Raw genomic sequence first — 12,847 nt, 5'->3', positions numbered from 1 at the left:
CTCGAGGGCCGGCAGTGTCTGCCGGCCTCAATGCTTGAGGTGGATCGTCACCCAGCCTTCGCGGTGCAGCGTGCGCACGTGGCGAAAATTCTGGCCGACATAGGCCGAGATGACGGCGTCGCGCTGGCGCTCGAGAATGCCTGACAGCACGATCGAGCCGCCAAGCGCGATGTGCCGGGCCATTTGCGGCGCCAGCCGCATCAGCGGCCGCGCCAATATGTTGGCAACGATCAGATCGAAGGGGGCACGCTTGCCGAAGATCGGGTGGTGGAAGCCCGGCGCGGTCACCGTTTCGATCAGTGCCTTGACGTGGTTGAGCCGCGCATTGGCTGCGGCGACCTTCACCGCTACCGGATCAATGTCGGTGGCCAGCACCGCAATGTGCGCCAGCTTGGCGACGGCGATGGCCAGCACGGCGCTGCCGGTGCCGAGGTCGAGCGCATTGCGCGGATGTTCGCGCCGCACCACTTTCTCCAGCATTTCCAGGCAGCCTGATGTGGTGCCGTGATGGCCGGTGCCGAAGGCAAGACCGGCCTCGATCTCGATGGCGAGCTCGCCGCTGTGGCGCTTCCTGCGGTCATGCGCGCCGTGGACGAAGAAACGGCCGGCGCGCACCGGCTTCAACCCTTCCAGCGAGCGCGCCACCCAGTCGATGTCGGGCAGTATCTCGCGCTCGATCGGCTTCGCCAGAGCGAGGCCGGCGAGGATATCCTTGACCCGCGCCTCGACCGCATCGACGTCGCCATCGGCGTAAAGCGAGACCTCGTGGATATCCCGGTCCTCGTCGACCTCGAGCACGGCGATCGGCAGGCCTTCATCCTCGAAGGCCAGCTCAAGCGCCGCGAAGACGCGCTCGGCCTCGATCTTGCCGGTGGTGAAATGGAGCCGCGTCTGGGTCATCGAATCTGTATCAGCCTTTGCCCGCGAGGCGCTTCAGCTTCTCCACGGCGGTACTGGCGCTTTCGCCATAGGCGATCGTGCCGGCGAAGTCGCCCTTGGAGTTGAGCAGCAACACCGAGGCTGTGTGGTCCATCGTGTAGTCGCCATCGCCGGTGTCGACCTTCTTCCAGTAGATGCCGAACGACTTGGCCATGGCATGAACCTTGTCCGGGTCGCCGGTGATGCCGATGATGCGGTCGGAGAAATTGCTGACATAGGCGTTCATCACCGCCGGCGTGTCACGCTCCGGGTCGACCGAGACGAAATAGGCATGCAGGGTCTTGCCGTCGTCACCGAGCGCCTTCAGCCAGCCGGAGAGTTCGAACAGCGTGGTCGGGCAGACTTCCGGGCAGTGGGTGAAGCCGAAGAAGACGACGCTGGGCTGCCCGCGGAAGGCGGCTTCGGTGATCGGCGCGCCTTTCTGGTCGACCAGGGTGAAGGGGGCGCCGAACGGTTCGCCGCCATAATGGCCGCGATACCAGTCGAAGGTCAGCCAGCCGATGCCGGCCGCCATCAGGACGAGAATGCCGACCAGGATAGAACGCATCATCAGAAAAGTCCGCCTGCAGAAATCATCGCGCCGGCTCGATGCCGCGCCGGTGCGACACTCTTAGCGGTTCGGGCCTGCGCAGGCAAAGCGCCGCGTTGCCGCAACCGCGGTGGCATTGACGCTTCCGCTTGCAAAGCCGCACAACGCGTCCCACCTGATACCGGCAACTCGAACCGCAGGAGGCTCCTTTGCTCGAACGGATTGCGCGCGAACGGATTGGGCGAAAACTGATTGGCGGCGCCTTGGCCGTCTGCGTTGCGCTTGGCGCGGGCAGCGCCGTTGCCGAGGAAGTCGGCAAGGTCGGCGTCGACTGGGTCGGCAACGACATCATCGTCGAAGCCATCAAGGACCCGAAGGTGGATGGCGTGACCTGCCATGTCTCCTATTTCGACCGAAGCATCATCGACCGGCTACACAAGGGCAACTGGTTCGAGGATCCCTCCGATTCGTCGATCTCCTGCCGTCAGACCGGACCGATCACCATCGGCGACATCGACATGAGCGAAGGCGGCGAGGAGGTGTTCAAGCAAGGCATCAGCCTGATCTGGAAGAAACAGGTGGTGAACCGCATCTACGACAAGACCAACGAAACGCTGATCTATCTCTCGCATTCGCGCCAGGTGCAGAACGGCTCGGCCAAAATGTCGGTCACAACAGTGCCGCTCTACGGCCAGAACGTGGTGTGGAGCAAGGGCAAACCGAAATAGGCGGACGATTGGTCCCCGATAGGCCACCATTGAGTTGCAGACAGAAGCTTGCTCTTACACGACATGCTTGAGGAGATTTGGTGATGTCCCCGCCGCCCTGGAGCCGATCTCGGCCAATTTCATGTGACTTCTGCGGCGCGAAAAATGACGACGACAGGGAATTCGTTGCCGGTCTTTCTAGATACACCTGTGAGAAATGCATTGCTCCTGCATTCAAGGGCGCCCTGCACCTATTTAGGAAAACGGACGTAAGCCCAACGACGTTCGGGTGCTCGGTATGTGAGTTCCAGAATGATGGGAAGAGGCGGTTTATGGCTGAAAAGATCTCATTTATATGCGACCAGTGCGTCAGCCTAGCAACTGAGCGGCTGGGCGCTATAAGTTGAGCTTCTGTAGTAGGCGCAGCTACGCGGCGGGACACCGGCTTGCGGGACCAATCGTCCGGGGGTAAAGCCGCCCGCATGGACCGTTCCGAAAACCTCGTCCTCAAGGATCCCGAGCCGCGCATCCATCCGACCGCGGAGCTGAAGGCGTGCAAGCTTGGCCGTTATGCCTCGATCGGCGAGCGGGTGGTGCTGCGCGAGGTGAGTGTCGGCGACTTCTCGTATTTCGAGCGCCATTCAGAGGCGATCTACACGAGCATCGGCAAATTCTGCTCGATCGCCGCCAACAGCCGCATCAATGCGCTGGAGCATCCGATCGAACGGCTGACCCAGCACAAGGTCAGCTATCGGCCGAACGAATATTTCCGCTGGCTGGGTGTCGATGCGGCGTTCCGCGAGCGGCGGCAGGCGAAGGCCGTGAGCATCGGCCATGACGTCTGGGTCGGCCACGGCGCGGTGATCATGCCCGGCATCACCATCGGCAATGGTGCGGTCATCGGCGCCAATGCGGTGGTGACGCAGGATGTGCCGTCCTACATTATCGTCGCCGGCGTGCCGGCAAAGCCGCTCCGGCCGCGCTTTGCTCCTGATATAGCGGCGCGGATCGAAGCGCTCGCGTGGTGGGACTGGCCGGTCGAGAAACTCGCGAGGGCGGTTCCCGACATCCAGTCTATGCCGATCGAGGCCTTCCTCGATCGTTGGGAGAACGACGTCCTTTAAGCTTCCGCTGAGAACGGTTTGGGCCAGGCCGTCACGGCTGCCAAGGATTTCAGCAGGCCAAGGCCCACGCTGCGAAGCAAGCTGCGGGAAAGTGGAGCGACCATCTGTCTGGGTGCCGGCCCTTGCTTTCGGGGAACCATGCTCCGCGCTCTGCGGACTGAAACCCCTTCCGCCATGCGGGGGTGGCGCAGCGGAAGGGGTTGGAGGTATACCGCTGTGAGGCGGATGGAACAGGCTCTCTTGCCTGCACGGTTACTGTGACATTGAACCGATAAGGTGTGTTTTCCGTTATATGCGCGCTTTGCGTGTATCCAATTGCGCCTGACGTATTTGTCGCCCGTGGGAACCCGAAACGGTCGCCGGTTGTTTCTCATCGCGGCAGCCATTGAGGGATCTCGACAGATGGAAAAGCTTTTTTACCAGGATCGCCAATCGGGTCGCCCACATAGCCGGCATGCCGCTGACCTTTGCCGGCTGTTGTCTGATCATCGTCGTCTGGGCGGTGAGTGGGCCGTTCTTCGGTTTCTCGGACACCTGGCAATTGGTGATCAACACCGGCACGACCGTCATCACTTTCCTGATGGTGTTCCTGATCCAGAACACCCAGAATCGCGACGGCGCGGCGATCCAGGCCAAGCTCGATGAGTTGATCCGGGTCAGCGAGGGGCACAACCGTTTCATCGGCATCGAGCACCTGACGGAAACCGAGGTCGAGGAAATCCGCGACAGGTGCGAGCGGGCGGCGCGACGGCATGACGAGAAGATCGCCACCATGGCCGCAAAGAAGGCCGTGGGTCAAAAACGAGCTCCGAAAAAGCACGCGGCTTGAGGGCTTGCGGATCAGCCTTTGATGAAGGCCGCGAACGCATCCTTGTGATCGGGGTGCCAGCGCGACAAAGCAGGGCGGTTTTCGATGATGTCGCCGATCGCCCAGGCCATACGTTTCTCGTCCAGCGGCCGCGCCACATCATTGTCGGGGCACAAGATGTAGAAGTCGCCCCTGACCAGGGATTCCAGCATGAAATCAATGACCTGCTCGCCGGTCCAGGCGCCGGCTGGCTTTTCCGTCGCGCCTTCGGTGAGGCCGGTATAGGTGAATCCGGGGATGAGCAGATGCGCCGACAGGCGGGCGCCAGGCTCGTTGCGCAGCGCATGCGCCAGGCTCTCGGTGAATGTCTTCACGCCGGCCTTGGAGACATTGTAGGCAAGGTTGCCGGGTGGCGTGGTGATGCCTTGCTTGGAGCCGGTGTTGACGATCAGGCCCGGCCTGGCCGACGCCAGCATGCGCGGCGCGAAGGCTTCGACACCATGCACGACACCCCAGAAATTGATGTCGAGCAGCCGTTTCCAGGCATCGCGGTTTTCCCAGGGCTTTCCGGGATTGTCGCCGACGCCGGCATTGTTCATCAGCAGCGAGACCTCGCCGAAGGCGCCGAATGCCCGGTCGGCGAGACGATCGACCTCATCGGCCTTCGAAACGTCAGCGGCAACGGCAAGCACGGTGTCGTCGCCGGCAATGGCCGACACGGCGCGGGAGGCATCGTCAAGGCGGGTGCCGGCAATGTCGGCGAGCACGATCTTCATGCCCATCAGCGCAAGCCGCTTGGCGGCCGCCAGACCGATGCCGCTGGCGGCGCCGGTGATGACGGCGGTGTTGCCCGGGCCAAAAGCCGGCAGGGCAGTCTGGATTTCGGCGTCGGTGATCATGAGCAACGGGATCCTTTTCTCGATGGCGCCGAACTTAGCGCTGGAACCGGCTAGCGCAAGCCTGCGTCAGTACGTGTTCGGGTTGACCAGTCGGGCCGCAACTGCGCATGTTGCCCCCACAAGTGGAGATTTTCGATTGACGGACTGGGTCGCAATTCTGAAGGAACAGACCGCCACCGGCGACCAGATGGGGCGCGAGGTGCCGCAGATGCTGGCCAATCCCGATATCAGCGAAGCCCAGGTGAAGACACTGTTCTCGGCGCTGGAGAAACAAGCCGAGTTCGTCGAGAAACTGCGCATGGCGCTGGAGAAATTCGGCCATGATTTCTCGATCATCAAGGCAGCCGAACGGCTGGAGGAGCGCTACGCCGACCTTGCCGCGTCGGTGGCGGAAAAGCTGAAGGCGATGCGTAAATAGAATTATTTCTCGAGGACGCGCGAAAAACGCGTATCCGGCACAAGCCACACCAGGGCGACGGTGACGAAGAGCGCCACACTGATCCACCGGTTGAGGAAGGCAAGCGCAACGGCAGCGATATAGACGGCGAGCGAAATCCTTCCCTTGCGGTCATTGCCGATTGCCTTGGCGAAGGCAGTGTCCTGTCCATGCAGCCGGCGCAGCGCCAGGACCAGCATGGCATAGGCGGTCGCGCACAGTGCGAGGTCGACGCCATAGACCGCGACCGGGACCGTGGCGAAATGGTTCTCGCCCATGAAAGCGGTCGTTACGGGCATCAAGGACAGCCAGAACAACAGATGCAGGTTCGCCCAAAGGACCCGGCCGTCGACGCGCTGCACGGTGTGGAACATGTTGTGCAGATTGTTCCAGTAGATGCCGACATTGATGAAGGACAGTACGTAGCACAGGAAGACCGGCCATTGCGGCAGCAGCGCCGAAAAGTCCTCGCCCTCAGGCACCTTCAGGTCCAGCACCATGATGGTGATGATGATGGCCACCACGCCATCGGTGAATGCCTCGACCCTGCCTTTACCCATGGAGCCCCCCGATTGTCTGGTAAAATCTACGCGATGGCTGGATGTGCGGCTACCCGCCATGTGGCTGGGCGAACGGTGGATGGCCCGCACCTTGTCCCGCGACTCGCGAAAGGTGTGCCAAATCATTCAGCCGTTCGGCGTCTCGGGCGCCATGTTGGCGCGGCCGCGCGGCACGCCAAGCCCGGTGTCCGGCGGCTCGCCGGCGGCCGGCCTGTTCTCGATCATGTGCAAGCTGCGCCAGCCGCCGAAACGGTAATAGGCGCGGCCAGAACCAGCGAGGTGATCGAGCCCGCCGGGAAACTCCACCACAACGCTTCCTCGCCGATCACGCCGCGCATGAAATAGGCAAAGCCGGTGCGCACGATAAGCACCGAGATCACCAAGATGATCAGCGGCGGCATCACCGCACCAGTGGCGCGCACGGTGGCAAACAGTACGATGGTGATGCCGAACAGGATGAACGACCAGGACGCGACCGTGTTGATGTGGGCGGCGATGTCGATCGCCGCGCTGTCGCTGCTCAGGAACAGGCCGAGGATCGGGCGGTCGAAGAGCCACAGCAGCGCGACCAGGGAACCGGTCAGGACGAGGTTGAAGCCGACGCCGGACGCGGCGACGCGCCCGATCCGGTCCCAGCGGCCGGCGCCGATATTCTGCGCCGCCATCGAGGAGACCGCCGCACCGATGGCCAGCGCCGGCATCTGGATATAGGTCCACAACTGCGCGGCGATGCCGTAGGCTGCGGCGACCTGCGAACCGTAGGAATTGACGATGCCCATCACCGTCAGTGCCGCCACCGAAATGACGATCATCTGCAGGCCCATCGGCACGCCCTTGAAGACGACGATTCGCAGCAATACAGGGTCCGGCCGCAGCAGAGCGAGATTGGCGCCGGCGAGCCGCAACGGATGCTTGCGCGCGTAGAGCACGATCAGGATGGCGATGACGCTCACCGTCTGGCCAATCAGCGTCGCGGTGGCGGAACCGGCGATGCCAAGTTCGGGGAAGGGGCCGATGCCGCGGATCAGCAGCGGATTGAGCACGATGTCGAGGACGACTGCCAGCGCCATGAAGAGGAAGGGCGTGCGTGAGTCGCCCGCACCGCGTAGCACGGTCATGACGAAGGACAGGAGGTTCATCATCGGCACGGCGACGAAGATGATGCGCAGATAGGAACGCGCCAGCGGCAAGGCGTCTGGCGGTGTGCCAAGCGTGTTGAGGATGGCGTCGACCCAGATCCAGCCGCAGATGGCGAGGACCACCGAGACCAGGAAGAAGAAGGTGGCGCTGGTGCCGACGATGCGGCGCGCCTCGGGCAGGTCGCGGGCGCCGACCGACTGCGCCACCAGGATGGTCGCCGCCATGCCGATGCCGAACACAGTGCCCAGGATCAGGAACAGGACGAGGTTGGCGTTGGAGGTGGCGGTCAGCGCTGATTCACCGAGAAAGCGGCCGACCCAGACGGCATTGATCGACCCGTTGAGCGACTGCAGCACGTTCGACCCCAGCACCGGCAAGGCAAACAACAGCAGCGTACGCGGGATCGGGCCGCTGGTCAGGTCGCCGGTGCGCCGGCGCGTGGGCATTTTTTTCGGTCATGGCAGAGGGCTTATCTGAGTCCGCGACGATTGCCGATTCAAGGAGACAGGCCGATGCGGCGTCGGAAAATTCCGGCTGGCGTGTGTTGATCTAATCATGTTCTCAAAGCCCTCGGAATGGGATATTGGTCGTTGGGGGCGTGGGGCCCGCATTCTTTGTCAGATCCTGTGAATTGCTGGGGGATTCATGTCCGATAGTCCGCTGTTTTCCGAGCGCCTGAACCGGCGCGCGTTTCTCGGTGCGTCCGCTTTGAGCGCGGCTTCCGTGGCGCTTTCGGCGTGCACCACGACGGAGGTGGTGACGCCGCCGCCGGTGGCGCGGCGCCACCGGATACGGCGTTCGGTGATGCCGCCAGCATGTACGCGGCGCGCACCGACGAGGGTTTTCAGCTGCCGGCAATCCCGGTCGCCAAGCTCGATCCGAAGTTCGTGCGCCAGATCGTGGCCGACCCGACCGGTGAAAAACCAGGCACGATCGTCGTCGATGTCTCCGAGCATTTCCTCTATCTGGTGCGCGATGGCGGCAAGGCCATCCGTTACGGCGTCAGCCTCGGCAAGGCCGGCTTCGGCTGGACCGGCAGCGCCGTGGTCCAGGCGCGGAAGAAGTGGCCGGTGTGGACGCCGCCGCCGGAAATGATCCAGCGCCGGCCGGAGCTGGCGAAATTCAAGGACGGCATGCCGCCCGGCCCTCAGAGCCCGCTCGGCGCCCGCGCGCTCTATCTCTTCCGGGACGGCAAGGACACGATGTACCGGCTGCACGGCACGCCGGAGTGGGATTCCATCGGCAAGAACGCATCGTCGGGCTGCGTGCGCTTTATGAACCAGGACATCATCGACCTCTACAGCCGCGTCAACGGTCCCGCACCGGTTTTCGTGCGTCCCAATCTGTCGGCTGCCGGCAAGATCATGGCCGTGTCGAGCAGGACGGCCGAGCCGATCGATGCGGGCGTGCCGAAGGACGCTGAGTTCTTGAAATAGGCGTCCTCATGGTCGGCCGTTTGAGGTCGTTGAGGCGGACGCGCCGGGCGCGCCCGCCTTTTGTATGCGACTACTTCTTGGCGAGGCCGGGCAGCGTGACCTGATAGACCAGGAACATGGTGTCGACATTTGCGCCGTCATCGGCCTTGTAGGAGGCGCCGACCTGGAAGCCGTCCTGGGCGAGGAAGTCGTTGTCATTGGCGACGAACAGGAAATAGTCGTCGGGCAGCTTCGGATCGAGCACGCTGGCCAGCGACATCGCCTCCCACTTCTCGGACAGGTTGTTGTGGTCGTTCGGCGCGCCATTGTGCAGGCCGAAGCGATTGAGTTGCGCATTGTCGTTGATGTCGATGAACGGCGTCAGCTTGGCCGGCGTCACCGAGGGATCGAGCACGCCCTTGGGCGCGACCGGCTTATCGGCGGCATCGAAGGCGCCGCCGGCAATGTCGGTCGCGGCCGAAACGTCGACGACGAAGATCTGGCGCAGCAGCGATGTGTCGCCCTTCACCCCCTGGCCATTGCCGCTGTCGCGCGCCAGCATCAGGAAGGACGTGTCCGACAGCGCCACGATCTCGCTTTGGGCGGCGATCTTGGTCTTGCCCTTGGCATCCTTGAACACCGGCAGTGGCACGACATATTCATGCGCCAGCTTGAGATGGGCGAGGTCGGAGGCGTCATAGACCAGCGCCCGCGTGTTCTGCCGGGTCGAACCGGAATCGCCGCCATCCTGCTTTGTCGCCGACTGCAGCACGGCGATCAGGAACTTGCCGTCCGGTGTCATCGCCATGCCCTCGAGGCCCTGGTTGTTCTGGCGGCCGGTCTCGGGGTCCTTCGGATCGGGTTCGGCAGCACCAGGGCCGGGATTGTCCGAGGAGAAGTTCGGCGCGCCCTTGCGCATCGGCACCAGCGCCGCCGGCGGCTGGGTCGCCGACAGCAGGCGGCCTTGCGCCGAGAACCGGTAGATGTTGGGGCCATATTCGTCGGAGATGAACATCGAGCCGTCGGGCGGCCGCACGATCGCCTCGTTGTCGAGGGCGAGCTTGCCATTGGTGGCGACGGGCAGCATCGGCATGTCGCCGGCGGCAGGGCGCACATCCGACAGCGGATCGAGACCGGTGGCGTCGGCGCCCTTGTCGTCGGTCAGCAGCATTGTGTCGGCCAGCGTCGCCTTGACTTCGGTCTGCTGCTGGCCGGCAGCGCCCGCTGCCGCCGGGGTGAACTCGATGCCGATGGTGTTGAGGCGTGGCCGGTAATCGGTGGTGCCGGCGACATTGTAGCCGCGATCCGGCAGCAGCCAGAGCGAACCCTTATAGGTGCCCGCTTCATGCGTCCAACTGGCGGTGTCGATCGCCATGCCGGAACCCGAGCCGAACGTCTCGCCGAACTTGTCGCGCTGCGCGGCCGGGATGCGGCCGACACCGACCAGACCCTTGTTGACAAAGCTGGTGGCGCCGACGGTCGCGGTGCTGTCGGCCAGTGCCGGCGTCAAGGCGGTGAACAGGGCCAGCGCGACGCCGAGCGAGGCGGTTCGGTGCAGGTGTTTCATGGACAATCCTCTTTGTGACAAAGCGTGCCGGAGCGGCCGAAGGACGAAAAGCTGAAAGAGGCGTACATCGATGATGCCGCGCGCGCCCCCCAAAGCGATCTACGGCGCGAACATGATGCTTGCGTGACAGCGCGCGGTACATGCCCGCCGGCTTCGTCACGCGCCGACAGAAACGTGTGCCCGAGCCAACGAATTGATCACCTCGCCACGTGTTGGTTCGGTCAGGCGAGGTGTGTTCTGGGCCGCACTAGACACTTATGTCCAGTGCGTATATGGTGCCGGCCTTGGACAGACCGGGAGGGAAGCCTTGAAGCCGCATTATCGCGCAGTGGTTATCGGGGGTGGGGTGGTCGGCGCCTCGGTGCTCTACCATTTGACGCGGTTCGGCTGGTCTGACGTGGCGCTGATCGAGCGTGCCGAACTGACCGCCGGTTCGACCTGGCATGCGGCGGCCGGATTTCATGCGCTCAATGCCGATCCCAACGTCGCGGCGCTGCAGGACTACACCATCAACCTCTACCGCGAGATCGAGGCCGAGTCCGGCCAGGATATCGGCTTGCACATGACTGGTGGCGTCAACATCGCCAGTGACTCCCAGCGCTGGGAATGGCTGAAATCGGCCTGGGCGGTGTTCCAGTCGGTCGGCATCGAAACCGCCCGGCTGGTGACGCCTGACGAGATCAAAGCGATCTGCCCGATCGTCGACGTCACCGGCGTGCTCGGCGGACTGCACGATTCCAACGAAGGCCATCTCGACCCCTACGGCACCACGCACGCCTATGCGGGTGCCGCGAAGAAGCGCGGTGCTGACATCATCCTGCGCAACCGTGTCGTCGAGTTGAAGTCCCGCGCGGACGGCCACTGGGACGTCGTCACCGAGCAGGGCATCATCGTTGCCGAACATGTCGTCAACGCCGGCGGGCTGTGGGCAAAGCAGCTCGGCCGCATGGCCGGCGTCGACCTGCCGGTGACGCCGATGGAGCACCATTATTTCATCACCGAGGACATTCCGGAGATCGCGGCACTGGATCGCGAGATCGGCATCGCCGTCGATCTCGACGGATTCTCCTACCTGCGCCAGGAACGAAAGGGCGTGCTGCTCGGTGTCTATGAGCAGAACCCGAAGCACTGGAACATGGATGGCGCGCCATGGGACTACGGCATCGAGCTGATCCCGGAAGACATCGATCGCATCAGCCCGGAACTCGCCAAGGCGCATGAGCGCTTTCCCTGCCTGGCAACGGCCGGCATCCGCAAATGGGTCAACGGCGCCTTCACCTTTACCCCCGACGGCAATCCGATCGTCGGACCGGTGCGCGGCCTGAAAAACTACTGGGTCGCCTGTGGCGTCATGGCCGGCTTCAGCCAGGGCGGCGGTGTCGGAAAATCGCTGGCCGAATGGATGATCTACGGCGAACCGCAGGCCGACATCTTCGGCATGGATATCGCCCGCTACGGCGCCTTCGCCGCCAACCGCGAGTATCTCGCGCAGACGACACGGCAATTCTACTCGCGTCGTTTCGTCATGACCTTTCCCAATGAGCGGCTTCCCGCCGGCAGGCCCTTGAAGCGCCCCGGCGCTTACGACGGCATGACGGCGGCGGGTTGCGAATGGACGGCGTCGTGGGGGCTGGAAACCCCGGCCTATTTCGCGCCGATGGGTTTTCGCGAGAACACCACGCTGAAGCGTTCCAACGCCTTCGACATCGTCGGCGACGAGGCGTTGCAGGTCCGGCGCGCCGCTGGTCTCGTCGATATCTCGGCCTATGCGCGCTATGCAGTGTCGGGGCCAAGCGCCGAGACATGGCTCGACCGGCTGCTTGCCTGCAAGCTGCCGAAAGCGGGACAGGCGCGGCTGGCGCCGATGCTCGGGCCGAATGGGCGGCTGAAGGGCGACCTCACCGTGATCAACTGGGGCAGCAGTGACTATTGGCTGATGGGTTCCTACTATCTCAGGGAATTCCACATGCGCTGGTTCGAGAGCCAGGCGGCGGAAGGGGTTGCTGTCACTGACATTTCCGACGCGATGAGCGGCTTCCTGCTGACCGGGCCGAATGCCCGCAATATCCTCGAACGCACCACGCATCAGGACGTCTCCACCGCGGCACTGCCATTCATGGCCTGCGGCGCGTTCGACATCGGCATGGTGCGGGCGCGGGTTGCCCGCCTCTCGATCGCCGGTGAACTCGGCTTCGAGATCAGTTGCCCGGTGGCCATTCATGCCACACTGCGCGACACGCTGCTTGCCGCCGGTGAAGATCTCGGCCTGGCCGAGATCGGTTACTACGCGCTCAATGCGCTCAGGCTGGAGAAAGGCTTCGGTATCTGGTCGCGCGAATTCACGCAGGGCTACACGCCTGGCCAGACAGGCCTCGACCGCTTCATCGCCTTCGACAAGGGCGATTTCGTCGGCCGCGAGGCGGCGCTGAAGGAGCGCAATGCCGGGACGTCACAACGGATCGTGACGCTGGAGATCGACGCCGTCGATGCCGACGCCAGTGGCTTCGAGCCGGTGTGGCATCAGGGCCGGCGCGTCGGCTTCGTCACTTCGGGCGGCTTTGGCTACACGATCGGCAAGAGCGTCGCGCTGGCGTTGGTCGACGACGATTTTGCCGAGGAGGGGACGGCGCTTTCGGTGCACATTGTCGGCGTCGAGCGGCCGGCACGGATCATAGCGGCCTCGCCCTACGATCCCGCGGGCAAGGCGATGCGGCAATGAGGAG

The 12,847-nt window shown here is 63.7% G+C and carries 12 protein-coding genes and 1 pseudogene; 6 read left to right on the top strand and 7 right to left on the bottom strand.

Annotated elements, in window-relative coordinates; all coding sequences use genetic code 11:
* Nucleotides 1-27: 27 nt before the first annotated feature.
* Nucleotides 28-900, bottom strand: a complete 873-nt coding sequence (locus HB778_RS01135) for a 50S ribosomal protein L11 methyltransferase (RefSeq protein ID WP_183460794.1) — start codon at nt 898-900, stop codon at nt 28-30.
* A 10-nt stretch (nt 901-910) separates the two neighbouring features.
* On the bottom strand, nt 911-1,489 hold the full coding sequence (locus HB778_RS01130) for an SCO family protein (RefSeq protein WP_183460792.1): 579 nt from the start codon (nt 1,487-1,489) through the stop codon (nt 911-913).
* Nucleotides 1,490-1,677: 188 nt separating this feature from the next.
* Here HB778_RS01130 and HB778_RS01125 point away from each other — a divergent pair, with 188 nt between their 5' ends.
* Nucleotides 1,678-2,196 (top strand): CreA family protein, encoded by a 519-nt coding sequence (locus HB778_RS01125; protein WP_183460790.1) that lies wholly within the window; start codon nt 1,678-1,680, stop codon nt 2,194-2,196.
* Nucleotides 2,197-2,657: 461 nt separating this feature from the next.
* The gene (locus tag HB778_RS01115) at nt 2,658-3,299 is read left to right on the top strand and encodes a DapH/DapD/GlmU-related protein (protein WP_183460786.1); all 642 of its coding nucleotides are present in this window, start codon (nt 2,658-2,660) and stop codon (nt 3,297-3,299) included.
* A gap of 288 nt (nt 3,300-3,587) precedes the next feature.
* Here HB778_RS01115 and HB778_RS01110 read toward each other — a convergent pair whose 3' ends face one another.
* Complete coding sequence (locus HB778_RS01110) at nt 3,588-3,869, bottom strand: hypothetical protein (RefSeq protein WP_183465331.1); 282 nt, start codon at nt 3,867-3,869, stop codon at nt 3,588-3,590.
* Here HB778_RS01110 and HB778_RS01105 point away from each other — a divergent pair.
* Nucleotides 3,754-4,128 (top strand): low affinity iron permease family protein, encoded by a 375-nt coding sequence (locus HB778_RS01105; protein ID WP_183460784.1) that lies wholly within the window; start codon nt 3,754-3,756, stop codon nt 4,126-4,128. The two genes, HB778_RS01110 and HB778_RS01105, sit on opposite strands and share 116 nt — an antisense overlap.
* Nucleotides 4,129-4,139: 11 nt before the next feature.
* On the opposite strand, the gene HB778_RS01100 is transcribed toward HB778_RS01105, so the two are convergent.
* Nucleotides 4,140-5,006 carry an SDR family NAD(P)-dependent oxidoreductase gene (locus tag HB778_RS01100; RefSeq protein ID WP_183460782.1) on the bottom strand — a complete coding sequence of 289 codons (867 nt, stop codon included), beginning with the start codon at nt 5,004-5,006 and terminating at the stop codon, nt 4,140-4,142.
* Nucleotides 5,007-5,142: 136 nt separating this feature from the next.
* Here HB778_RS01100 and HB778_RS01095 point away from each other — a divergent pair, with 136 nt between their 5' ends.
* Complete coding sequence (locus HB778_RS01095) at nt 5,143-5,424, top strand: hypothetical protein (RefSeq protein ID WP_023668298.1); 282 nt, start codon at nt 5,143-5,145, stop codon at nt 5,422-5,424.
* Nucleotides 5,425-5,426: 2 nt separating this feature from the next.
* Here the strand turns inward: HB778_RS01095 and HB778_RS01090 are convergent, their stop codons facing one another.
* Both HB778_RS01090 and HB778_RS01085 read right to left on the bottom strand, forming a co-directional pair.
* Nucleotides 5,427-6,002, bottom strand: a complete 576-nt coding sequence (locus HB778_RS01090) for a TMEM175 family protein (RefSeq protein WP_183460774.1) — start codon at nt 6,000-6,002, stop codon at nt 5,427-5,429.
* Nucleotides 6,003-6,223: 221 nt separating this feature from the next.
* A complete protein-coding gene (locus tag HB778_RS01085; RefSeq protein ID WP_244661755.1) occupies nt 6,224-7,588 on the bottom strand; it encodes an MATE family efflux transporter in 1,365 nt (454 codons plus the stop codon).
* A 199-nt stretch (nt 7,589-7,787) separates the two neighbouring features.
* Here HB778_RS01085 and HB778_RS01080 point away from each other — a divergent pair.
* Nucleotides 7,788-8,578: pseudogene (locus tag HB778_RS01080) on the top strand (L,D-transpeptidase).
* A gap of 70 nt (nt 8,579-8,648) precedes the next feature.
* Here the strand turns inward: HB778_RS01080 and HB778_RS01075 are convergent.
* Nucleotides 8,649-10,124 carry an esterase-like activity of phytase family protein gene (locus HB778_RS01075; RefSeq protein WP_183460772.1) on the bottom strand — a complete coding sequence of 492 codons (1,476 nt, stop codon included), beginning with the start codon at nt 10,122-10,124 and terminating at the stop codon, nt 8,649-8,651.
* 307 nt (nt 10,125-10,431) lie between these two features.
* On the opposite strand from HB778_RS01075, the gene HB778_RS01070 reads away from it, so the two are divergent.
* Nucleotides 10,432-12,843 (top strand): GcvT family protein, encoded by a 2,412-nt coding sequence (locus HB778_RS01070; RefSeq protein WP_183460770.1) that lies wholly within the window; start codon nt 10,432-10,434, stop codon nt 12,841-12,843.
* Nucleotides 12,844-12,847 lie beyond the last annotated feature (4 nt).

This window comes from Mesorhizobium huakuii (genome assembly GCF_014189455.1).
In the GTDB taxonomy this organism is placed as follows: Bacteria; Pseudomonadota; Alphaproteobacteria; order Rhizobiales; family Rhizobiaceae; genus Mesorhizobium; species Mesorhizobium huakuii_A.
The sequence above is the reverse complement of the archived record's forward strand: the minus strand, read 5'-3'. Positions and strand labels throughout refer to the sequence as shown.

What these genes read in the sequence shown, in the direction of transcription:
- HB778_RS01110 (WP_183465331.1), bottom strand. Translation starts at nt 3,869, where the DNA reads ATGACGGTCGTGCCGGTGTTGATCACCAATTGCCAGGTGTCCGAGAAA.
- HB778_RS01085 (WP_244661755.1), bottom strand. Translation starts at nt 7,588, where the DNA reads ATGCCCACGCGCCGGCGCACCGGCGACCTGACCAGCGGCCCGATCCCG.
- HB778_RS01090 (WP_183460774.1), bottom strand. Translation starts at nt 6,002, where the DNA reads ATGGGTAAAGGCAGGGTCGAGGCATTCACCGATGGCGTGGTGGCCATC.
- HB778_RS01100 (WP_183460782.1), bottom strand. Translation starts at nt 5,006, where the DNA reads ATGATCACCGACGCCGAAATCCAGACTGCCCTGCCGGCTTTTGGCCCG.
- HB778_RS01130 (WP_183460792.1), bottom strand. Translation starts at nt 1,489, where the DNA reads ATGATGCGTTCTATCCTGGTCGGCATTCTCGTCCTGATGGCGGCCGGC.
- HB778_RS01115 (WP_183460786.1), top strand. Translation starts at nt 2,658, where the DNA reads ATGGACCGTTCCGAAAACCTCGTCCTCAAGGATCCCGAGCCGCGCATC.
- HB778_RS01105 (WP_183460784.1), top strand. Translation starts at nt 3,754, where the DNA reads ATGCCGCTGACCTTTGCCGGCTGTTGTCTGATCATCGTCGTCTGGGCG.
- HB778_RS01075 (WP_183460772.1), bottom strand. Translation starts at nt 10,124, where the DNA reads ATGAAACACCTGCACCGAACCGCCTCGCTCGGCGTCGCGCTGGCCCTG.
- HB778_RS01135 (WP_183460794.1), bottom strand. Translation starts at nt 900, where the DNA reads ATGACCCAGACGCGGCTCCATTTCACCACCGGCAAGATCGAGGCCGAG.